Here is a 22,485-nt window from a genome sequence, read left to right as displayed (position 1 = left end):
ATGATGGAAAGTCGCTATATAATTGTAACTGTATTGGTTTCATTTATAGATGATGGAGGTTTTAATGAATGAATATTGAAATATGGTCCGACTTTATGTGTCCTTTCTGTTATATTGGCAAACGTCGTCTTGAGAATGTACTCGCACAATTCCCCCACCGCGATGATGTGAAATTACAGTTCAAAAGTTTTGAGCTCGATCCAAATGCTGAATTGAATAGTGGCAAAACCAACGCAGAATATCTGGCTGCCAAATACAATATGAGTGTGGAGCAGGCACGCGGCATGAATGCCCAAATGAATGCCAATGCTCGTACGGCTGGACTGGAATACAACATTGATGAGATGATCCCTACCAACTCCTTCTCTGCTCACCGTCTGACGCATTGGGCAGAAACACAAGGAAAAATGCTTGAGTTGAGCGAACGACTATTTCAAGCGATCTTCATCGAAGGTAAACATGTCGGCAATTCCGATGTACTGATCGAGTTGGCTGAAGAAGTAGGTCTAGATCGCAATGCAGCAGCAGAAGTGTTGTCCAGTAATCAATTCGCAGAACAGGTTCGTGCCGATCAAGCCGAAGGCGAACAGTTAGGCATCCGAGGTGTACCGTTCTTCGTATTTGATCGCAAGTTCGCTGTATCTGGTGCTCAACCGGATGAGGTGTTCCTTGACGCTATCCAGAAAGCATGGGACGAGCGTTCCCCCTTCACAATGGTAGAGTCCAACACCACTGACGCAGATGGCAGTGGAGTATGCACCGAAGACGGCTGCGAGGTTCCGCAACCGGACCAATCCAAATAACACAAAAGCAGCAGGATCAAGGGTTATCCCCTGAACCTGCTGCTTTTCACTTTTCCCTTTTAAATCCATCCACTTAAGATGAACTCATAATTTACACTATAACGGAGAGGGCAGAACAAATCTGGAGAAGCGGCGCTAAAAGCTTTCTGAAAGAAAGCTGCAACGGAAGCATATACTTCGCATTTATCACTGGATTTTACCCTTTGAAGATAGGGAATTCCAAAAAATCCGGGGATAACGGCGATCGAAAGATTGTTCTGCACACGTAGTGGCCTACTGTAAAGGATTATGCTTTCATTTTATATCACGAAGAATGATCCGTATCCGGAACAACTCCACGCAGATCATAAAACACTCATTTTGGAATTGAGCTACACGCTCAATCCCAAAACAGCTGATCCGGATGTGGTCCCGTCCGTTTATCCGAATCCAGCGCATCAATCAGTTTCAGCTCATCAGGAGTCAATTCAAAATCAAAGATGTCCGCATTCTCGCGAATTCGCTCCGGGGTAACCGACTTCGGAATCGTCACGATCTGGTTCTGAATATCCCAACGCAGAATAACCTGTGCGGGTGTTTTTCCGTATTTCTGGGCCAGACTTTTCAAAGCCGATTCCTTGTTCAGTTTACCTCTCATAATGGGGCTCCATGCCTCCAGTTGAATGCCCTGCTCCCCGCAGAAATCCTGCAGTTCCTGTTGAATCAGACCTGGATGCAGTTCCACCTGATTCACCGCAGGTACCGTTCCACCTTCATCTATGATATCGCGCAGATGGTGTACTTCGAAATTACTTACACCAATGGCACGTACACTTCCTTCGCTATATAGACGTTCGAAAGCTCTCCACGTCTCCTTATACTGGTCTCTACCAGGCCAGTGAATTAAGTATAGATCAATGACATTTAATCCAAGCGCCTTTTGACTGGCCTCAAATGCTCTCAAGGTCGAATCAAAGCCTTGATCCTCGTTCCACAGCTTGGTTGTCACAAACAGCTCATTCCGAGCAACACCACTGCTCGCAATAGCTTGTCCCACTTCTTCTTCATTTCCATAAACGGACGCCGTATCAATACTCCGATATCCGACTTCCAATGCAGTCTCCACTGCTTGCTGTACTTCCTTGCCTTTTGCTCGATAAGTCCCAAATCCCAGCCATGGCATCGTCACTCCGTTGTTCAGAATCGTACAATCTGTAATATGTTTTGTCATTCTGTACCTCCTGTGTGAAATTTGCCTGCTCTTGGTCTATTAACCTTCTCACCAAATTTTAAGCGGCACTTTGCATACAGTTTGGCTGGATCCACTTCTTGGGGTCATTCAAAAGAGACATGAATAACCCGCAAAGCACTGCTGGTCTGCGGGTTTCTGGTGTGACAGGAACACCTATAGATCCCCTTGCCCATTCTGACTCTGGATCGAGTTCAATCTTCTCTTCTCCTCAATGAACATCTCTTCTGCCAGCTCAACGCCCTGACCTCCAAGCGAACGTTCAGCTTGACGCATAGCCTGCTCGGTATGCGCCAAACGGCGTTCTGCCTGTTCAATGGTCTGTTCTGTTGGATGTGACATTGCCTGTGAAACGGCATAATGAAGTTTGTTCACTGCATTCTGCGCCTGGGATACGGTCGTATCGGCTTGCAAACTGGAATCATAACGCTTCGGCATGAGTATTCCTCCTTGGGATCATGTTCCTGTTACCCCATTAGGATGGTTGACATCGGCCTTCCTTATTCTTCTTTTGCTAAAACAATGACGGATCGCTTCACTGTTCCCCTTAAACGATTAGTAATAAATATCATGATGTGTATAACCTTTTCCGGTCTGACTGTGTTTATTTGATAAGTACCTTTTCACAAGGAGGCGTGTGTTTGAAGAACTTTGGGATTATGTTCATACTGCTATCTTTATTGCTGCTCATCAGTGGCTGTACACCTTCGACGTATGAAATAACGGGATATACAGGCTCCTCTATTAATAACGAGATTCCGGTCCCCGTGAATGCAAAGCAGCTGAGCGTAACGACACATTCAGACAATCCAAACATTCAAACAGGCATTAAATATGAATTGAAACATATCGGGGGAGAACAGGGATTATATGTACCCTCCGATTATTTTGAGAAATTATTTGAAGCCGGATGGGTTGAAGTGGAAGAAGAGCGTATGGGGAATGTTCATTATTTTAAAAAAAGCGATACGATCATCGCCATTGAGATTCAAGAGGATACCTTTAAGATTTTTGAAATGATGCAGGGCTTTACGTTCTAACCCTGTACCGTTCCTAATCACAACTAAAAAAAGAGAGGCCGCGGCCTCTCTTTTCCGTTCGTGGACAAGTTTGCCCAATGTAAATTCATACAATTACTTTACGAATTTCGCTACTTTTGCAAGCACTTCTTCTTCTGACGGAGCACTGATGTACCTACCGTTGATGAAAACAAAAGCACGCTTCGCGCAAGGACCGCAATACGATTTGCAACCAATTTTGATCTCCGTATCCGGAGCCATTTTCTCCAACTTGGCTACAATCGATTTTAGTCTGATATGATTACATTTTTCGCATACGCGGATATCGTTAGCCATGAGTTCCCCTTCTTCGCTCCCTTAGTGGTCGCCGTGGTTGCCTTGGGATGGGTTCGTAATAACGAAGCCTTCTTCAGGGAAGTAAAGGTAATCAATTTTAACGCCATCCAGCAAAGGCTGATCATTCTCAAGAATAACGTCGATCTCTTTATCGGTAGATACAACCGTATCATTTTCTTTTGGCGTATCGATATCGAGTCCGTAGTGGGCATGATCTCCATGTGCATGTGTGATCACAACGCGCAGCAATTTACCTTCGTTCTCAGGCTTGTCCAGTTCAAGTTTTAATACTTTCGCGGCATTACGTGTAATTTTGCAGTTCATTTCATTCATCTCCTATATCGTAATTGCTGGTTCCAACAATTTTTCAGTATTTCTAAACTCCAGCATCTATTGTAAAGAAAATTACTGCGCTTCGCAATAACATTGATGCAAAATCGATGTTAAAACCACCCATTTTGTGTCGGATTAAGACGACGCACCCGCTGTAAGTACCGGATATTTGCGCTCCGCACGACTTACAAACCAGTTCATCAGCAACAACGTAACCCCGATATCATCTATAGGCATAAACGGCATCACGTCAGGAAGCACCCAGTAGAGCAGCGCCGGGATGATGAACAGCAGCTTCTCACCCAAAGGGATCTGAGGAGCCCGCAACAGACGCGGCAGCCGTTTGAATACTTGTGTCCATCGTTTGAATGACAGCAGTCTTCTCCACTTCATATGAACCCCTCCGTATGATTATTGCACTGAAATAAAACAGAACACGTTATAGTCACACCCATCATTACCCGTTCCAGAGCGATCCGGAACGAATGATGCAATATGCAGATTAAAAAAACGAACGCCGGTCACAGCGCCCGTTCCTGTTATACGAGTGGACAACCTTTAAGTTTCATGTCTTCCCATCCAGATTATGTGAAGTCAGATTTCATGGATTCCCGGTCTTCCCTGTTAGTGCTCTCGATCTGTTAATAATTCAGCCAACAGCATGCCAACCTCTACGCAGATGTCATCGAACTGATCCATGGGCAGCGGGTTGACCCCAAGTCCCACTTCTACCGTGAAGCCGGGCTTTCGAAACTTCTGAATGAACCAGTCTTTGTACCCTGCATCACTTCCACCCAGCTTAACTGCCTTGTATCCCGAAGCCCTTGCCAGTCTGCGTGACAGCGGGGCACTCTCCTTTGGCTCCAAATCTCGGTAGTTCCAATAAATTTCTTGTCCCTGACTGTGCAGCGAAACGACAGCATCGAAATGATGTTGCTCGGTCCACTGTGCAAGTGCCCATGCCTCCGGTTCCGATAAGGGAGCGGTTCCTGCATAATCTCTGGGCCCTGGTGTCGTTATCCCTCTTCTAGCTGCTTCTTCCTCCCAATAAGCCGGGAATTGATCGTTAAGGTCTACTCCCCTGATATTAGACTTCCAATGCGTAAAATGGGAGCGTCCAGCATTCCATGCCAGCAATTCTTCTGCATGGGGATGATCATTGACCACGCCCTCTTGCACCAATTCAACTCCATCCGGGTTGACCATGGGCACACCCCACAGCGTAGTTTCCTGCATCCAGCGTTCCGTCTGGAATTGATGCCATGGCGTATGTGTACTGTAGGCCTTCGCATATTCTTCAATGAACCGCATCAGAACCGCCGTTGTCAGCCACTCATTTGCATGAACTGATGCGTTGACATGAATATGTCTGGGGCCTTGACCCAAACGCAGATAAGGCAAATCCTTGCCCATAACACTGCTGCCTATCGAGCCAATCTCGATAAATGGATACTTCTTTTCCAGCAAACCGATATCACGGCTCATTTCACGATAACCATACTCTCCCTGCAACTTGACGATAGTTTTTCCATTTGAATCTGGAATATGAATACATCGTCCGCACCAGTCCGGAATGTTCGCTATTTCTGGGTTGGCCTCGCGCAATTCTTCTTCATTCATTCCAAAACGTAATGCAATCACAGCCACTTTCTCCCCTGGTTGCACTGCATACCTTCGTCCCATTCCCGGCGTAATGCGCAGCATCTGTCCTGTTAGCAAATAGGGCTGGGACGCTGCTTCAGGGTTGAGAGCAGCCAGTAACTCCTTCGTCATATGGTTCGCTGCCGCAATACGCGACAAGGTATCTCCCTGTTGAACAATAATCCATTGCAGCTCCATGTCGATCTCCTTTCCCTTAGGAAATTGTGTAATCTCCCGTCCTTTTCTCGCCTGTGTCCTTACTGTATGTAATATGTATGCGGGTCTGGTTGTCCGTCATGTGACATGAATCGCGTAAATCCCTCCAACATAAGAAAACGTGATGATACATCTGAGCTTCTTATACTTTCGGATATAAACAAAAGAATCCCGGAACACTTAGTGTTCCGGGATTCTTATAAACATTGAAATCAAAAAAAGTTATGGTAATTGGGTAACCTGCCACACAACTGGCGTTTTGGAGATCTGCTCTCCGAGCCATTGGCGGGTAATATTCTGGAACATGCGGGGGTCCCCTGTGCAAAAAAACTGATGGACCGGCGTCTCATCCCCACTGGCCAGCTTTCGTTTATCATACAAAATCGTACTGATTTCCCTTGCCGTTTCATCTGCCGAACTAATCAGCTTCACTTCCTGCCCCATAACCTCCTGAATGGTATCCATGAGAAAAGGATAGTGCGTACAACCCAGAATAAGACAATCAATCGGCTGTTGTTTAATCTGGCCTAGAGATTGCTCCACCGTACTTGTCGTTTGCTTGGAACGGAATTCGCCTTGCTCCACCAGTGGCACAAGTGCCGGACAAGCCTGACTGACCACATCAATATAGGGAGACAACTGTTTGAGTGCAGACGTATATGCACCACTTCCAATGGTCCCCACGGTGCCAATGACACCGATGCGTCCTGTGCGTGTCGCTGTGATGGCTGCTCGTGCTCCAGGATGAATGACACCAATGACAGGCACATTCACCTTGGCTCGAATATAGTCGAGCGCTGCTGCCGTAGCCGTATTACAGGCGATAACGATAACCTTCGGATCGAACTGGATCAAGAAATCAACGATTTGTTCCGTGAATTGTTTAACTTGTTCGGACGAACGGGGTCCGTACGGTGTCCGGGCAGTATCTCCAAAATATATGATCTTTTCCCGTGGGAGCTGACGCATCACTTCCTTGGCGACCGTCAATCCCCCTACACCGGAGTCTAATATAGCGATTGCTTGCTGCACGAACACACCGCTTCCTTCTTCATTGAATTGGTTCTGTTAACATATTGGTTCCCAGAGCTTTCTTCCTACCGTATGAATTTTCAGGCAAAAAGGTACCTACATCTTACCCGATTTCATCGCAGGGTTCAAACAAAATGCCGCATCGTACAACTCCTACACGACCACGCACAACAAAGCAGGCTCCCCTCCAGATGGAGGAAAGCCTGCTCGCGTTCAAGCTTAGCTTTAGATGTTATCTTTGGAGTCGTCGGTAGGAAGCTTCGCAATGACTTCAATGCCAGACTCATTTGCTGCATCTGCATCGATGGAAGAATCGGAATCAGTAATGACGGCGGATACGCGCACTTCTTTACCTTCAGCGCAATTGCGCCACGATTGGATATCCTGGATAACGACATCTGCCGTCTCTTTTACTTTGGATACGATCTGTGCACTTTGTTCTCCTACCTTGCTAGCCAGTTCCTGACCCTTCTCACTCACCTGACGTGCACCTTCCGAAATATCTTGACGAAGTTCGCGTCCGGATTTTGGCGCCAGCAGCAAAGCTGTCACTGAACCTACAACCGAGCCGATTAATGCTCCCCACAACAAACTTTTGTTAGAATCCTTCACGTCTCATCTCTCCCTTTACCTTAAATGAAGTACCGAATAACTAAGCAACGGCCTGTTGCTCGTCAATCCGGGCGAATGCCTACTCTGTTGATGCAGTATAAGCAGCAAGGGCTTGACCTGACACTCGGATACCAAAAAAAATTCTGGATGTCGTCTTCGCACCTTCTGACGTTATCGAGATATGTCTCAGGTCTGCCGCGCCGGCTCAAGCGGAGCAGCAGCATGTTCATCACCCGGGTCCAGATCAATTACATATCGTCCTGGTGCAATCAACGCCGCCTGATGCTCACAACGCCAGCGTCGTCCGCCGGAAGATCCCAGCGTCTGTCCATCCTGTAGAACATCTCCCTGATCAAATATGTAATAGGCGGCACCCAGTAATGTCTGGGCTACCGTATCCGGATCGAGTCCAATAAAATGACACTGTACATCAGGCACACCAAGTGCTGACAAACCTACCGTGTCCATAACCAGCTGACGCTGTTCCTCCGTGCCCCCAGCCTGATACATCCGCACATTCATCGCAGCGTAGAGATGCTCCTCACGCTCCTGTGACAGCACATAGGCTTCTGGTTCAACTAATTTGTCACTTCCGTACCAGTATAACGCCTCACAAGGCAACACTTCCATGACAGCCTGAATCGTCTTTTGGAACAATTCGAGTCGTTGTTTGCGCGGCATGGCAGCAGTGAACATATCATGAAGTCGGATAGAATATTGGATCGTTTCCATAGCTTGTCCTGCTTCTGGCCAATGCCAGGCTTGCTGTAAAGCCCCTCCAAAGCGGGCACGATCTACAATTTCAGTAATGGGGAGCATGCAAGTCTGTGCTGGAATATTACCTTCCTGAAAAGAAACCTTATAATCCAGGTGGTAGAAAACCAGCATCTCAGGATTATGCTCCTCATTACCCTGCTTCACGTCAAGCCGGACTTGTCCGGTATGACGGCTCAGTGCATCATGCAAACGCCCCTGATCTATAACGGGACGTTCCTGAAATAACAGCTCAATCATATATACCGGATGAAACCCGGAAGGTATGTCATTCGTTTCATTATTTACTTCTCGATCTTCTTTCCGTTCGTTCGTCATGCTGTTTCCCCTCATTCCTTGCTCTGTCCCTCGGCCTGTGCAGTCTGGAAAGGTCCGAGTTCTTTTTCCACATAGGTATTGACCTGATGGGAAAAATGTTCAAGCACGCCCGGCAAGTCACTGCTCAGCGGATGCAGTTCAGACCGCTCCCAGCTGTAATAGTCCTGAACGAGCGGCTTGCGCAACGATACGAGGCGACTAAGCACCTCATAGGTTGCATGATCAAAAACTTTCTCTTCGTGGTTAATTTCAATAATATCGTCATAACTGCTCGCATCACGCATGATGAAGCCATCAATGAGATAACTCCCAACATCCGTAACGATTTCAATCGCCAGATGAAGACAGCGTTCCTGTACCAGACCCAGCATGAGACTGCCATCCCAAGCTTGTGACGCGCGACGAAGACCTTCGGCCACCTCCGGTACGGCAGCAAGCCGGCGGGCAATCTGTTCTCTGTTTACGTAATACAATGTGTTCACTTCCCGTTCAGTGAATTATCGGTTCCTTTTCCCTCTTCGCTTCAGCCAAAATAACATCACAGGACAAGCGATCAGAAACACGACAAAAATATATAAAAATTCCATAACGTCTCTTAAATCGCTCATGCAGAGTCCCCTTTATCCAAAGTAGAATGAATAACAGATTAGATTTCGTAGTCCACTGCAATCGACTGCTCTCTGACCTCGTTCATATACTTGATGACTTCTTGATGCAGCGGATGCACCTGATATGCCTGAAGATCTTCCAGTGATGCAAATTCTGCCGTAAGTGAGATGTCAAAAGATCTGTCCGAACGAAGCACGTCGATACCCACTTCAAGCGAGACCAGAACATCAATTTTCCCTTGCAGATTGCGAAGAACATTCGCAGCCGCTTCGATACTTTCAGGAGAACGATCTTTCATTTTAAACAGAACAATATGTTTAATCATCAGACAAGCACCTCATTTTAAGTATAATAATTGGTATGATTGAATTTTCTTGTATCCAAAATATATCATAACGTCCTCTATTACGAAAGGATACTTGGAAACGTTCTCTTCAAAGACAATCTAATCGGGGCTGCTTTCATTCGCCTTGGATTTCTCCTGAGACATATTATCCGTCTGTTCACTTTGGTTTGTCTGTTTTTCCGGTACGACTTCTGCTGCTTGTTCTTTTGTCTCCTTATTCTCCACGTTTGGCTGTGGTTGAGGCCACTCCCTGTCAGACAATCCCTCCTGTTTTTTCAGCACCGCTATAGCCTGTCTGAGCTTGTCAGGCAATGGAAGCCCAATGCGGGCATAATTTTCGGTAATGGATATCAGCTCATTCACCAGATAAAAGTATATGGCTCCCCCTTTAATGATGTCAGTTCCCATGAGCATGTCAATTCGGTGGGCAAGCAGAATAACCGTCAGCATGAGACCTTTGCGCGCGAGTCCCCAGAATCCAACATTACTATTCAATCCTTTTCCCGTTCTTACTGCAGCAGCGAGACCCGTAATATAATCCACAGCCATTGCAACCGCCAGCAAGCTAAGCAACTGATCCCATCCACCAAAAGCAAACGTCATGAACGCCCCTGAAATGGCAGCAAAGGTACTTACGGATGGACTCACGTTTCTCACCTCTCCCTCTCACTTGATCTCCATACAAGATATGTAAGAATAAGAGATTTTGACAGTCCACATGCCTTGCTGAACACGCGGATTTCTAATTTCAGATTTGTGCACATTGGAAATGGGTTCCTTTAACGGGAATCGAATATTTATGGGTAAATCAGGGAAATAAACCGCATCATATCAACAAAAAATAGATAAAAGTACTAAAGTCCCACTAATAGGTAATTAGACTCATTTTATTTTTATTCATTATCTATTTGATCCCTTAAATTTAGTGAAACATTGTAATCTAGGAATATACTAGGATGTGAATTGCGTCTGGTCTAGTTCATAATTCCTCCTTTGTAGCGGATTCGCGCATCCACTCATTTGAAACAGGTGCACCCGGCACTTGAAAGTACCCCCGTACTTATTGTAGTATTTGGTTAAAAAAATCGGAGGAAATATGCCTAATCAACCAGAACAACATTCCATCCAGGCGTGGTCTCTGATCAACCGTAAATATTTGGGAAAAGGCGTCCGTGTTAAACGATTCCGAAAACCGACACGCTGTCAAATCCGCAACCGTGTTCTTCTTGCCGTGCTGATGGCCAATGATATCAAGTTGTCTCAGCTCGCCGAAGATCTATCCATCTCTTCACGCAGCGTCAGCGCGTGGGTGTATGAAGGACGGATACCCGGCAGTACCAATTTGGACAAGGCATGCCAATTGCTCGGCTACCCGCGCCACATTCTTTTTAATGAAGAAGTGGTACGCAAAAGCCCTGTCATTTGTCAGCCCGAGCCTTCCCGCTTCATGAAGCGTACGGTGACCCGTTCTCCGGTTAGCAACCGTATTCTGACAGGCTTGTGTATGGTCCATGATTTGTCGGTGACAGATGTCAGCCACTGGATCGGGGTTCACCCCGGCACTTTCCGCAAATGGCTGCATCAGGGAACGCTGCCTTCTGCTGCGTTTCAGGAACAAGCGGAACAATTTTTCCGCATCCCGAAAACTATTTTGTTCGCAGATGTCATCTTGAAAGATCGCCACAATAACTAAATTAGCGAACTACCAAAAGGCTCTGTCCTCTCCCCATTGGGAAAGACAGAGCCTTTTTAAAATACCACTTTCATCGCACAAATTTTATTAGGTTACCATTTCTCCAGTCGGGTGTACTCAGCATCGTCTCTCAGGGGCGATAAGCGGCCCTCCTGCCCTCCAAACAGCTTTGGATGCATCATTCCTTCATTCCCAGTCACTCCTTAACCTGGGCCGGTACAGCGTGCTCTCTGAACGAGGCGAAAATCCCATTGTCGAAATGCGTGACGACTTATACCCATATGTACCTCATTGATGATAACCAACCAGTCCATTAAATCATGGATCATTTAAAGAAATATAACTTCGTCGTTAGCTTCATTTTCATAATATATTTGTACGAACAATTTAACCCAACACTTTATATGAAGTATAAAAAAAAGCCTGTCCCTTAAGGGAGTAGGCTTAATTCAAACTCTAATTCAGCTCGTATAACATTTGGTTCGATCTATCCTTATTCACTGTATGACTGTGTTTCCCAAAAATTCATGTGATTTGTTGCTATCGAATTAAGCACAAGCACCTCTAGCGTAAACAACAACACTTCCTTGTCTCGTACATTACAGGATTCGCTCATAATTTGTACGTACAACTAAATCCATAAGATAACACTTGTTCATATTATTTTTCCCATCCTTATTTCGAACCCACGTTTAGAATCTCGTTGATATATTTCAGTCCCGTATAACGATCACGAAGCAAATGAGCTGTGTTGGAAGCATGTTCCACCATCTCCATGGATACACCTAGTTGTTCAGTCGTTGTAGGTCCCCCAACTTGCTCAAGCCAAGCTATAAGCTGAGATGCATCCGGCAGATTATTGTATACATGGAATACCGGCTCGTCGGATTTTTGTGCAAGATCTTTGTATTTTATGGTAAGCAGTACACAGGCCACTCCCACCTTGGCACCATGCAAAACAGGCTTGTGCCCTGACTCCATCAGATCCATCTCCCACCGATGAGACAGATGATGTTCTCCACCAGATGCCGGGCGGGAATGATCAATGATTAGCATAGAAATGCCGGAAGCAATCAGCGCATCCATCAATACACTCATACCATCGGCCCGTCCTTCAGCGATACCTTGTACATGCTCCACACAGGTCGTTAGTGCTTCTTCTGTCATGCGATAAGCTACGGGGCAGAACGGTTCTCCACCCAGATCCCTGGAAACCACCCAGTCCGCAAGTGATGTATATTTACCAAGCATATCTCCGAATCCGGCAGCATTCATCTCTTGAGGGGCTTGCTCCAAAATATCGATGTCCGCAAAAATAGCTTTAGGCGGTACCGCCTGGAAAGTCTGTTTGACGCCGCTTACAATAAGAGGTGCACCCGCTGAGGTAAATCCGTCAACCGAAGCTGCTGTAGGCACTGACAGAAAGGGCTTGTTCATTTTGGAGCAAACAAATCGCACCAGATCATGAATGGTCCCTGAACCAGCAGCAATGATCGCCTGACTTTCTTGTTTCACACCGAGCAGTACCTGCACAATCCCACCCTCATCGGCGATCACGTCGCCTGCTTTGTTCTCTGGCATGCATATCTCATCCACATGAACGCCCGCTTCTCGGATGTTCTTTACCACCTCGTGTCCCGCTGCCGGACCTGTAAATCGATCATATACCACTGTTACATGTCTGTACCCTTGCTCGGACAAATAGCCAGGTAACCGCTGAATAGCTCCATGCTCCAGATAGACCTGCATTTGCACCAACCGATGATCATGCCCACAAGTACAATTTTGCGCTTCTTCGTTCCATACGGCAATTCGCTTGTTCATATTCATCCGTTTTTAACCTCCCTTAAGAAATATCATGCATAATTACATGGTTAAAACCACAAAATGAAAAAAGGAAATAAAATGTGAGTATTTTCCTGATCACACTTTACTTCCTGTATTAAAAATTTGCAAACCCCAAACTCACATTCCCAAGCAGGTGAACCTATGAAATTAACCAAAGAAATAGGAATTTCTCTCGGATTTCTCGCAGGAACGACATTTGGCAGCGGCATCGCCTTTTTGTTTCGCTTCCAGGCATATGAGGTGATGGCAAGTGTTGCGCTCTTTGGTATTGCTGGAGCGATTGCAGGCCTATGTGTGCAACAATTCATTTTCAATAAATAAAAAAAACAAAAAAAGCTCGCGAATTGCCTTTAGAGCAATTTTGCGAGCTTTTTTCTTCGATGCGGTCGAGAGGACTCGAACCTCCACGGGGGTTAGCCCACACGGACCTGAACCGTGCGCGTCTGCCAATTCCGCCACGACCGCATAATATGTATCTTCTCATCATGGATGAAAAGTACTCCGGTCAAGCAATTTCTTGTTTTACCGTAATTAAGAGTATACATGCTCTGAAATAAGTTTGCAATACCTTTTTTCCAAGCTGCAATGAATAGGACATATGTCCTTTTTTAACCCCATCAAACTCCCTATCGTAGACATTAAGCAGATCAAGTGTCCTGTTGGACAAGCTATACCTTGCATAGAAAAGGGGAGTTTTGCATGACGATCAAGAACACAACACATGAACGTATTGAAGAAGGAAAACGCAGCATTCACTGGACGGAAATGCATATGCCCCTGCTCGGGGAATTGAAATCCCATTTTGCCAAAGAGCTGCCTTTTGCTGGTTTAACCATCGGTATATGTATTCATGTAGAACCTAAAACAGCTGTATTATGCCGCACACTCCAAGCAGGTGGAGCCAACGTTGTATTGACTGGCAGCCCGGGTACAACCAAAGACGCCGTCGCAGCAGCTCTGCAAGAAGAAGGCATCACGGTATATGGTCAACGTGCGGACAGGCGCAATGAGCACCTGCAAAATATCCAAAGTGTACTTGGTCACCAACCCCATCTCCTCATGGATAATGGAGCTGATCTGGCGCGTACCTTCATTCAACAGTATGATACTAACTCTCTTATTGGTGGTACGGAGGAGACAACGACCGGGGCCAATCTTCTGCGTGAAGAGACGGATGAGAACATTCCTTTCCCCATCATTGTTATTAATGATAGTCCACTCAAACGAATCATGGAAAATGAACATGGTGTCGGACAGACCATTATTGAAGGTTTCATGCGTACTACAAACCTGATTCTGCCTACACGTCGTTTCGTCATCGTAGGTTATGGAACCTGTGGACGAGGCATCGCCAGATATTTGCGGAATCTGGGCAGTCAGGTCGTCGTTGTTGAAACCGATCCGATTGCCGGTCTGGAAGCGGCGCTGGATGGGTTCAGAGTGGCACGATTGGAGGATACATTTGCATTTGCCCAAGTGTACATTACTGTCACTGGCCGTCCTAACGCCATTCTGAAGGAACATTTTAATCAAATGAATGATGGAACGATCCTCGCCAATGCCGGACATTTTTCTTGGGAGATGGATCTGGAAAGTCTCCGTCAGGAGGCGGAGCATACGGAACAACTGACAGCGGATATCGAACAATTTACATTAACCAACGGACGTCGACTCATGCTACTTACTCAAGGCGAGATGCTGAACCTGGCTGGTGGCAGCGGCAACCCTGCCGAAACGATGGATCTAGGCTTGTCCCTGCAAGCCGCCTCCCTCCTATATCTTGTACAGCAACGCCAACATCTCACCCTCGGACCACAGCCGGTTCCTCATAGCGTTAACAACACCATTGCCGGACAGATGCTGAAGCATTTAAGCTACAAAATCTAATCAGTGTGATTGGTGATCTGCATTTAAAGGAGAGGTTCACATGAAAAAAGCGAAACTTTGTTTTATCGGTGCAGGATTCCATGCATCCACGAATATATATCCTTCTGCTATTGAAGCAGGAGCAGATATTCAGGCCATCGCCACTCGCAGTATTGAACGGTCCGAGGCAGCTCTCCTTCGTTTTGGGAGCAGCGGGAAAGCCTATGACAATACTCAGCTGATGCTGCAGAATGAAGACTGTGACGGCGTCGTTGTTGTGGCGCAACCAGAGGATCAGACAGCACTTGCCCTTGAATGCATCCGGGCTGGCAAAAATGTATACGTGGATAAACCCCTCGGATGGAACGCTGCCGAAGCTGCTGCTGTGGCTGAAGCTGCCCAAAAGGCCGGTGTGGTTGTTATGGTTGGATTCATGAAACGATATGCGCCGGTCTACATGAAACTCAAGGAACTGATTGATGGTGGATCATTGGGGAGAGCACGTTCTTTCCAAATGAAATTTGCTGTAGATAGCACACCATTCTGCAAGGATGAGGAACAATTCATGAAGCTCGCTGCCATTCATATGGTCGATCTGATGCGTTTTCTGTTCGGGGAAGCCGTACAGGTCACAGGCACAACGGTTAAGGACGGACAACATATTAACCAGGGCATTTCCCTGAAATTTGATCATGGTGTGGTGGGCAGTGCCTACTTTGTTGGCATGAGTGCATGGTCACGCGAAAGCGAAAGTGTACTAGTCACCTTTGACGACGGATTTGCGTTAGCAGATGAGATTAATACACTTACGGTTCATCAATCTCGTACAGGGGATAACCTTCCCTGGAAATCCCTTGAGGAGCAGGATACTGTTTTCACTCCCTCCGGCTCTCCTATGTCAGGCGCTTATCGCGACCTCTACTTACGAGGATTTGTAGGGGAGATGGCTCATTTTATGGAATGCTGTCAGAACAAATCTGATCCACATTCCAGTGGTAAGGATAATATTGAAACCATGGCGTTATGTGATACCATTCTGGCGTCGCTGATCTGACATTCATACGATATAAGACCAATCATTTTATACAACTAGAGAAGAGGAAAGAAGCACATGTTAGACGCCGGATTACTTATCATTCGACTTGTTATTGGTTTCATTATGATGGGTCATGCATGCAAGAAACTGTTTGGCTGGTTTGGTGGAGAAGGCATATCAGGAACAGCCGAATTTTTCGGGGCGATTGGTCTGAGGCCCGCAAGAGTTATGGCTGTCTGTGGAGGCCTTATTGAGTTGATCGGCGGATTCCTGTTTGGAGCAGGTCTGTGGACTGGTTTTGCTGTCATTTTGCTCATCATCCCTATGGTTGTTGCCATAGCAAAAGTTCATGCAGGTAAAGGACTTTGGAATCTGAACGGAGGATTCGAGTACAATCTGGTTATGCTCGGATCACTGATCGGTGTTGCACTTGCGGGTGCAGGAGCTTACTCCCTGGACACTTTATTCTAATCAAGCCTTTCATTCCTGAGAACCTCGGTGTTTCGTGATACGAAACCGGGGTTCTTTGTTATTTTATCTTCATGCAGATGTATGGGATGGGGTTTATAATCCAAGGGAGAAGTGATATGCTCATAGATGAGTGATATGTACATTTATGTGCTGTAGTACTAAAATTGATACTATAAATAACCACCACGAACTGGAGGTGCAATTATAATGAGAAAAAACCCGGCCGATGGGTGCCCCTCGCCTTATGGCTGTTCCGTCGAAGTCACGCTGAGCGTCATTGGAGGCAAATGGAAAGGTGCGATTCTATATCACCTATTCTCCGGCTCGTTAAGATTCAACGAGATTAGAAAGTTATTCCCTGATATTACTCAGCGGATGTTAACTCTCCAATTAAGAGAGCTGGAAAGCAGCGGAATTGTTCACAGGGAAATCTATCCTCAGGTTCCACCCAAAGTGGAATATTCGCTTACACCGTTTGGAGAAACGCTCCAGCCGATTATTTACAGCATGCGAGACTGGGGAGAACAGTATACAAATGAAGTCCAGGCCAGATCACAAGATGTCTAAACAAAAGACAAAAGAAGCTATCCCTCTCTTAGATGGGATTAGCTTCTTTTGATTTCGAAATGAAAGATGAGTAAACCTTATTTTATGACCGTTTGAATGGTAATGGTCCGATTACGTCCCTCTTCCTTGGCTTGATATAACGCATTATCCGCCAAATGGAACAACTCCGTCGCCGTTGTGGAATGCAGTGGATATTCGGCAATGCCTGCCGAAATGGTCACAGAACGATCAATGGGCAATATACTTTGTTCCACCGATACACGGATATGCTCGGCAATCTGATACGCTGTTTTGGAATCTGTATGTCGCAATAACACAACAAACTCCTCCCCGCCAAACCGGGAACATATATCCTGCGTCCGAACTGACAGTTTAATGATATTCGCGATATGCTTCAGAACCTGATCCCCCGCATGATGCCCATACGTATCGTTTATGGATTTGAAGCGATCAATATCCAGTACCACAATGGAGAACGGAACTTCTTCATCAATCCACTGCTGAATGACTTCTTCAAATGTTCTACGATTGGTCATTCCGGTTAATACATCCGTTCTGGCATCATAAGTAAGTTGATCCTTCTGCTTGCGAAAATTCGCCAATGCAGTCAGCACAGTTCGTGTTAACAAGTCCGCTTCCCTGTTCCAATGCGGCTTCATTACAGGCAGATCTACTTTACCCTGATCCACCTGGTTAACCAGGTCCGCAAGATAAACAAATGGACTGGCCAGCTTGCGCGCTACACGAATAACGATAAGTGTCAGAATGATAAACGGAATTGAGGTGTACAGCAGCAACATGCGAATATGTTGATTCAGCTGATCGTATACCATCTGGGTTGGAGATACAACGACAACTCCCCAATCTGTTGTCGGGACCTTATAATAACCTGCGAGTGAATCCACACCCGCCAGATTCTTATATTGTTCTTTGCCCGTATGGTCGTTAAGCAATTTCTGCACCACTTGATTTTTGCTTAGATTTTCACCGATTCTTTCCGTATCCGGGTGAAACAACAACGTCCCGTTGGCATCCACAATATAAAAATAAGAGCCATTACTGGTCCTCAGTTGGCTGCCAAATGACAGATTCAAAATGTTATTTTCCTGTAGATAGATGCTCCCACTAATTAAACCTTTGAATTCACCTGATGGACTGAAGATCGGTTCACTCACAAAAACGACTCTGCGATCCGAATAAGGCGCACGATACGCTTCGGATATATAGGAAGACCTCGATTTAAACGCATTTTTCGCTGCATTAGAAGTTATAGGCTGTCCGAGGCTTTTTTCCAAATAAGGAGATGAACCCCGGATTATTCCCGATTCATCTATCAGAGAAACCGAATTGAAATAATTACTGCTGTTTCGAATCAAATCCAGTGTGGGATCTAGTTTTTTGGCGTCTGCATAGTCTATATCCGGAAAATAGTTGGCTGAATACTTCAAACTGCCCTGCATGGATTGAAACAACGAGTCCAGTGTTTGGCTCATCTGCACGGCACTTGAATAATTAAGTGAGAGCGTATTATCAATCAGCGATTGCTTCTGGGATGTATAAGACGAAATAAACATAATGGTCAATGTCATCAAAACGGCAATGGTGACCAATCCACTCAACAGAGCGGTAAGGCTGATTTTTTTGATCTCCCTTACTTTTCTTCTTAATCTGGATGTTTTATTCTTTGCGATCATTATTGCTTCCCCCGGTTTTTCATGAAAAGGCATATTCCTTCTATCTTATATGAAAGTTGTTAAGAAGAAATAAATAGTTTGTGAAGTTCGAATAATTACATAGTAAGATTGACGATTTAATGACAATTGATAACATGATATGACACTTTTCTTCGAAATCATCTTTAACTGTATTTGAGATTAAGATTCATTTGAATCCACAATAACATATCCCTCGCCAGGCTGCTGTTCTACAAACCCAGCCATATGACGCGTTTGAAATGAAATCGGTCCGTCACAACCGACCAAAATACGATTTTGGACTTCATCCGTTGTTTCAGCTGGCAATGCAAATGAGCGCGTATAAGCGAAGTGTTCCTGTAACGTGGTATGAATCGCATTCACCAGTCTGTCATTGCCCGCACGCCCAAATACATTCAGCAATACGATACCACCAGAATGCAATTTGTCCTTTAGCATCGTGAAAAATGAGCTTGAAGTAAACTGTGCAGGTGTTCCCGCAGCCGTAAAAGCATCTACAATAATATAATGGTATGAGCCTGATGCCTCCTGCTCCAATAGTTCACGACCGTCACCAACCAACACATGATCTCCACGATATCCAAAGAAAGTTCTGCTGAGCTCAATGACTTCCGCATCGAGTTCAGCGACTTTTAGTTGACGGTTAGACAAGTAGCTTGATAGGGTTCCGATGCCGTGTCCAATTATAAAAACCGATTCATAATCGGGATTATTTCGTTCCATCAGGTGAACCATCGCCCTTGGATACTCCAGCACCATTCGGGATGGCTCGTCCAGATCCATTGCCCCCTGAACTGCTGCATTGGAGAATTCTAGCACACGAAATCGGCCCTTATCTCCATAAAGCTTGGATGTATCATATATCGTCAACTCATGCTGTTCACTCTTATTTCGGTATAAAACACGCACTGACCGTTCTCCCTTCGTACTTTTACGCAATGATTATAAGTATAAGTGTGTTTCTAAAAAAAAACCGACTCCGCTGGAACGGAAACGGTTTTCCCATGACCATTTAGGATTGAATCGCCTCATGCAGAGCCTGGACATACTCCACGCCCAGATTGGAAAGCGAAGCATTCTTATGGCTGATCCAGCCAACATTAATGGTCTCTTCACACTCCAGCGGGACGGGGATAATCTCATTCCCATTCAGGTCGGCACTAAGCACACCTGTTGAGATGGTGTATCCGTTCAAACCGATCAGCAGATTAAACAGCGTGGCTCGGTCGTTAACCTGTATGCTTTTGGGATGAGAAAGCGTGCTTAGGATCTCCTCTGAAAAATGGAAGGAGTTATATTCCCCCTGGTCAAAGGACAGGTATGGATAATCCTGAAGCTGTTCAATCGCAACCGATTCCTGCTTCGCCAGCGGATTTTGCACACTGATAAAAATATGCGGCTTGGCAACAAACAGACTGTTGAAGACCAGCCCCGCATCCTTAAGCAGCTTGTTAATAACCTTGGAATTGAATTCATTCAGATATAGTATGCCAATTTCGCTGCGCAGGCTTTTTACATCCTGGATAATCTCATACGTTTTCGTTTCCCGCAGAGCCAGTTCATATTCATCCTGTCCATACTGCTGCACCAGCTTCACGAAGGCATTTACTGCAAACGCATAGTGCTGTGTGGAGACGGAAAAATGTTGCGGAGACGGCTTCGCGTTCAAATAACGATTCTCCAGTAATTCCGCCTGCTCCACTACCTGGCGTGCATAACTTAGAAATTCCACGCCTTCTTTGGACAAGGTTATCCCTTTATTCGTGCGTTCAAAAATGGTAATCCGCAGCTCCTGCTCCAGATCCCGGATGGCATTCGACAGGCTGGGCTGGGAAATAAACAGCCGCTTGGCGGCTTCATTCATCGAGCCACGCGTGGCGACTTCAATCACATATTTTAGCTGTTGCAGCGTCAATGTATTATTCCCCTCTCTGGTGCGTTACTTGATCATACTATACCATATTGTAACCTAGACGAGCTCTCTTTCAGGGTACAAAAAGACGCCCCAACCCATTCATATGGTTGTGGACATCTTTAGTGTCTTACCGCGAGATTTAAGCCATGCTTGCTGTGGGTCTCACCACGATTTCATTCACATCCACCTCAGCTGGCTGGTTGATCGCGTACAGAATGCTCTGAGCAATAGCCGTGGCCGGAATGGATATGCGCCGATAATCTTTCATAAGCTCGCGTGCTTCATCATCAGAGATGGATTCGGCAAGTTCGGATTCAGTCACACCTGGCGATACAAGGGTCACGCGGACATCTGCGCCTACCTCCTGGCGCAGACCCTCCGAGATCGCACGGACTGCGTATTTGGTTGCACAATATACCGCGACTGTAGGTGTCACGGCATAAGCTCCGATGGAGGCGATATTAATAAACTGGCCGGAACCCTGCTCTTTCATAACAGGCAGCCCAACGGCAATGCCGTGTAGAACACCGCGAATGTTAACATCAATCATACGATTCCACTCGTCCACTTTTAGTGCTTCAAAGGGTGATAGCGGCATGACTCCCGCATACGCCGTTGCCTCCCCAATTCCGCTGCTTGCACCAGTGATCACAACGACTTTCCCTTTTATATTTGACATGTTGATTTCTCTCCCTATTAGATAATTTATTGTGCATTTTCTCTGTACAAAATCATGCCCGCATGATAAAGCACGCCGTCCTTAAAGTCTCCATCTACGGTAAAGCCAGTATCATCGACATATTCAATATGGTCTCCATCGACTACATATCGTCCTTGATATGCACTTTGCCTATTTCCCCGCGCTTCATCATAGCGACCGTCAGGGAGAAGCTCATGCCTGATGTACCCATCCTTCGTCACCCACATCCCAACATACGAGTGCTTCACTTCTTGTCTATCTCCTGATCTATTGCCTACCATATTTCCACGACACTCCTTTCTATTGCCAACAGATTCAATTTCTTGCCTTCATTATGTAAGGAATCAGTCTCTATCCGATAGAAGAATCCCACAGTATTCTTGCCTATTCCTCCAGCACATTCTAAAATAGTTAAACGAGTAAGAGGAAAGGAGGGCCAGCAATCCATGCTTTCAAAAATGGAACAGGATACATCTATTATTCAGCAGCAGCAGGAATTGGCTCGCTTAATCGGCCGTTTCACCCACGAAGACGGGATTCATCTAACAGCAATTCCTTCGCTTGATTTGATTCGTGCTTCCCATGTTTCAGAGCCCATTCATGCCGTACACGAACCCGCCCTGTGTATTGTGGCCCAAGGGTCCAAACTGGTTATTCTCGGACAAGAGAGCTACACCTATGACTCTTCACAGTATTTGGTTGCTTCCATAAACTTGCCTATTTCAGGGCAAGTTGTACAGGCTACGACAGAACATCCCTATCTCTGTCTGCGACTTGATTTTGATTCAGGTCAGATTTTTGATCTTATTCAGGATTCTCCCTCTACACAGACCAAACCTGACAATTCAACACGTCGTGGGTTGTTTGTAAGTTCAACCAAACCTCCGCTTCTGGAAGCTGTAATCCGATTGGTCAGGTTACTGGATACACCTGAAGACATTCCCGTACTTGCACCGCTTATGATCCGCGAGGTTCTATATCGCCTGATTCAGGATGAAAATGGACATTCCATCAGGCAGTTTGCAGTCCAGAACAGTCACGCACAGCACATCGCTCAAGTCATTGATTTGATTCAATCAGAATACGCCCATCCGCTACGAATCGAGCAATTGGCTTCCATGATTAACATGAGTACATCCTCATTGCATTATCATTTCAAAGCCATTACCGCCATGAGCCCACTACAATATCAAAAACAGATTCGATTGCAGGAGGCACGGCGAATGCTGCTTGCAGGTTTAACCGATGCAGCCGATGCTGCATTCCAGGTTGGGTACGAGAGTCCTTCCCAATTCAGTCGGGAGTACGCTCGCATGTATGGTCTTCCTCCCAAAAGTGATATCAAACGCCTTCGCCATATACTCCATATCGAATGCTAAATATAAGCAAAAAAACCACGTCATCATG

The 22,485-nt window shown here is 45.9% G+C and carries 26 protein-coding genes, 1 tRNA gene and 1 pseudogene; 9 read left to right on the top strand and 19 right to left on the bottom strand.

Annotated features, from left to right (window positions below; all coding sequences use genetic code 11):
* Positions 1-68: 68 nt before the first annotated feature.
* Positions 69-803: a DsbA family oxidoreductase gene (locus BLV50_RS00205; protein WP_090805075.1), complete on the top strand. Its 735-nt coding sequence runs from the start codon at positions 69-71 to the stop codon at positions 801-803.
* 379 nt (positions 804-1,182) lie between these two features.
* On the opposite strand, the gene BLV50_RS00200 is transcribed toward BLV50_RS00205, so the two are convergent.
* Together BLV50_RS00200 and BLV50_RS00195 are read right to left on the bottom strand one after the other, a co-directional pair.
* The gene (locus BLV50_RS00200; protein WP_063564899.1) at positions 1,183-2,013 is read right to left on the bottom strand and encodes an aldo/keto reductase; all 831 of its coding nucleotides are present in this window, start codon (positions 2,011-2,013) and stop codon (positions 1,183-1,185) included.
* A gap of 174 nt (positions 2,014-2,187) precedes the next feature.
* Entirely contained in the window at positions 2,188-2,469 is a 282-nt protein-coding gene (locus BLV50_RS00195; RefSeq protein ID WP_090805070.1) for a hypothetical protein, read from the bottom strand.
* 203 nt (positions 2,470-2,672) lie between these two features.
* Here BLV50_RS00195 and BLV50_RS00190 point away from each other — a divergent pair, with 203 nt between their 5' ends.
* Positions 2,673-3,071 (top strand): hypothetical protein, encoded by a 399-nt coding sequence (locus tag BLV50_RS00190; RefSeq protein ID WP_090805065.1) that lies wholly within the window; start codon positions 2,673-2,675, stop codon positions 3,069-3,071.
* Positions 3,072-3,164: 93 nt separating this feature from the next.
* Here the strand turns inward: BLV50_RS00190 and BLV50_RS00185 are convergent, their stop codons facing one another.
* From BLV50_RS00185 to BLV50_RS00140, 10 genes and pseudogenes are all read right to left on the bottom strand, one after another.
* Positions 3,165-3,386 carry a YuzB family protein gene (locus tag BLV50_RS00185; protein WP_024629198.1) on the bottom strand — a complete coding sequence of 74 codons (222 nt, stop codon included), beginning with the start codon at positions 3,384-3,386 and terminating at the stop codon, positions 3,165-3,167.
* A gap of 21 nt (positions 3,387-3,407) precedes the next feature.
* Complete coding sequence (locus tag BLV50_RS00180) at positions 3,408-3,710, bottom strand: hypothetical protein (RefSeq protein ID WP_063564902.1); 303 nt, start codon at positions 3,708-3,710, stop codon at positions 3,408-3,410.
* A gap of 144 nt (positions 3,711-3,854) precedes the next feature.
* Positions 3,855-4,112, bottom strand: a complete 258-nt coding sequence (locus BLV50_RS00175; protein WP_062322197.1) for a hypothetical protein — start codon at positions 4,110-4,112, stop codon at positions 3,855-3,857.
* Positions 4,113-4,343: 231 nt separating this feature from the next.
* Positions 4,344-5,558 (bottom strand): M14 family metallopeptidase, encoded by a 1,215-nt coding sequence (locus tag BLV50_RS00170; protein WP_371129211.1) that lies wholly within the window; start codon positions 5,556-5,558, stop codon positions 4,344-4,346.
* Between the two features lie 240 nt (positions 5,559-5,798).
* Positions 5,799-6,608, bottom strand: a complete 810-nt coding sequence (racE, locus tag BLV50_RS00165; protein ID WP_072733426.1) for a glutamate racemase — start codon at positions 6,606-6,608, stop codon at positions 5,799-5,801.
* A gap of 225 nt (positions 6,609-6,833) precedes the next feature.
* Entirely contained in the window at positions 6,834-7,220 is a 387-nt protein-coding gene (locus BLV50_RS00160) for a YtxH domain-containing protein (RefSeq protein ID WP_090805060.1), read from the bottom strand.
* A gap of 186 nt (positions 7,221-7,406) precedes the next feature.
* Positions 7,407-8,312 carry a DUF4261 domain-containing protein gene (locus tag BLV50_RS00155; RefSeq protein WP_064639228.1) on the bottom strand — a complete coding sequence of 302 codons (906 nt, stop codon included), beginning with the start codon at positions 8,310-8,312 and terminating at the stop codon, positions 7,407-7,409.
* Between the two features lie 11 nt (positions 8,313-8,323).
* Positions 8,324-8,785, bottom strand: a complete 462-nt coding sequence (locus tag BLV50_RS00150) for a DUF86 domain-containing protein (RefSeq protein ID WP_063564905.1) — start codon at positions 8,783-8,785, stop codon at positions 8,324-8,326.
* A 173-nt stretch (positions 8,786-8,958) separates the two neighbouring features.
* Positions 8,959-9,246, bottom strand: a complete 288-nt coding sequence (locus BLV50_RS00145) for a Dabb family protein (protein WP_063564906.1) — start codon at positions 9,244-9,246, stop codon at positions 8,959-8,961.
* 285 nt (positions 9,247-9,531) lie between these two features.
* Positions 9,532-9,924, bottom strand: a pseudogene (locus BLV50_RS00140) (holin family protein); the annotation flags it as partial.
* Between the two features lie 439 nt (positions 9,925-10,363).
* Between BLV50_RS00140 and BLV50_RS00135 the strand changes: the two are divergent.
* The gene (locus BLV50_RS00135) at positions 10,364-10,960 is read left to right on the top strand and encodes a helix-turn-helix domain-containing protein (RefSeq protein WP_024629188.1); all 597 of its coding nucleotides are present in this window, start codon (positions 10,364-10,366) and stop codon (positions 10,958-10,960) included.
* 675 nt (positions 10,961-11,635) lie between these two features.
* Here the strand turns inward: BLV50_RS00135 and BLV50_RS00130 are convergent.
* Positions 11,636-12,790, bottom strand: a complete 1,155-nt coding sequence (locus BLV50_RS00130; protein WP_090805056.1) for a sn-glycerol-1-phosphate dehydrogenase — start codon at positions 12,788-12,790, stop codon at positions 11,636-11,638.
* A gap of 159 nt (positions 12,791-12,949) precedes the next feature.
* Between BLV50_RS00130 and BLV50_RS00125 the strand changes: the two genes are divergently transcribed.
* Positions 12,950-13,129, top strand: a complete 180-nt coding sequence (locus BLV50_RS00125) for a hypothetical protein (RefSeq protein ID WP_063564909.1) — start codon at positions 12,950-12,952, stop codon at positions 13,127-13,129.
* A gap of 60 nt (positions 13,130-13,189) precedes the next feature.
* Here the strand turns inward: BLV50_RS00125 and BLV50_RS00120 are convergent.
* Positions 13,190-13,273 (bottom strand) — tRNA-Leu (locus BLV50_RS00120).
* Positions 13,274-13,507: 234 nt separating this feature from the next.
* On the opposite strand from BLV50_RS00120, the gene BLV50_RS00115 reads away from it, so the two are divergent.
* The 4 genes from BLV50_RS00115 to BLV50_RS00100 all read left to right on the top strand — a co-directional run bounded on the left by BLV50_RS00115 (position 13,508) and on the right by BLV50_RS00100 (position 16,748).
* Entirely contained in the window at positions 13,508-14,695 is a 1,188-nt protein-coding gene (locus tag BLV50_RS00115) for an adenosylhomocysteinase (protein ID WP_090805053.1), read from the top strand.
* A gap of 40 nt (positions 14,696-14,735) precedes the next feature.
* Positions 14,736-15,728 (top strand): Gfo/Idh/MocA family protein, encoded by a 993-nt coding sequence (locus BLV50_RS00110; RefSeq protein WP_090805049.1) that lies wholly within the window; start codon positions 14,736-14,738, stop codon positions 15,726-15,728.
* Positions 15,729-15,785: 57 nt separating this feature from the next.
* Positions 15,786-16,181, top strand: a complete 396-nt coding sequence (locus BLV50_RS00105; protein WP_063564911.1) for a DoxX family protein — start codon at positions 15,786-15,788, stop codon at positions 16,179-16,181.
* A gap of 207 nt (positions 16,182-16,388) precedes the next feature.
* A complete protein-coding gene (locus BLV50_RS00100; RefSeq protein WP_063564912.1) occupies positions 16,389-16,748 on the top strand; it encodes a winged helix-turn-helix transcriptional regulator in 360 nt (119 codons plus the stop codon).
* Between the two features lie 77 nt (positions 16,749-16,825).
* Here BLV50_RS00100 and BLV50_RS00095 read toward each other — a convergent pair whose 3' ends face one another.
* From BLV50_RS00095 to BLV50_RS00075, 5 genes are all read right to left on the bottom strand, one after another.
* Positions 16,826-18,442 (bottom strand): sensor domain-containing diguanylate cyclase, encoded by a 1,617-nt coding sequence (locus tag BLV50_RS00095; RefSeq protein ID WP_090805043.1) that lies wholly within the window; start codon positions 18,440-18,442, stop codon positions 16,826-16,828.
* Between the two features lie 180 nt (positions 18,443-18,622).
* Complete coding sequence (locus tag BLV50_RS00090) at positions 18,623-19,372, bottom strand: spermidine synthase (protein WP_063564914.1); 750 nt, start codon at positions 19,370-19,372, stop codon at positions 18,623-18,625.
* Between the two features lie 103 nt (positions 19,373-19,475).
* Positions 19,476-20,378 (bottom strand): LysR family transcriptional regulator, encoded by a 903-nt coding sequence (locus tag BLV50_RS00085; RefSeq protein ID WP_053783582.1) that lies wholly within the window; start codon positions 20,376-20,378, stop codon positions 19,476-19,478.
* A gap of 139 nt (positions 20,379-20,517) precedes the next feature.
* Positions 20,518-21,057 carry an SDR family oxidoreductase gene (locus tag BLV50_RS00080; protein WP_090805039.1) on the bottom strand — a complete coding sequence of 180 codons (540 nt, stop codon included), beginning with the start codon at positions 21,055-21,057 and terminating at the stop codon, positions 20,518-20,520.
* Between the two features lie 26 nt (positions 21,058-21,083).
* Entirely contained in the window at positions 21,084-21,359 is a 276-nt protein-coding gene (locus BLV50_RS00075) for an Atu4866 domain-containing protein (protein ID WP_090805036.1), read from the bottom strand.
* A 165-nt stretch (positions 21,360-21,524) separates the two neighbouring features.
* Here BLV50_RS00075 and BLV50_RS00070 point away from each other — a divergent pair, with 165 nt between their 5' ends.
* The gene (locus tag BLV50_RS00070) at positions 21,525-22,457 is read left to right on the top strand and encodes an AraC family transcriptional regulator (protein ID WP_090805031.1); all 933 of its coding nucleotides are present in this window, start codon (positions 21,525-21,527) and stop codon (positions 22,455-22,457) included.
* The last annotated feature ends 28 nt before the right edge of the window (positions 22,458-22,485 follow it).

Origin of the sequence: Paenibacillus sp. 276b, from assembly GCF_900107875.1 — a bacterium.
GTDB classification, from domain to species: domain Bacteria; phylum Bacillota; class Bacilli; order Paenibacillales; family Paenibacillaceae; genus Paenibacillus; species Paenibacillus marchantiae.
This window is presented reverse-complemented; position numbering and strand designations above follow the sequence as displayed.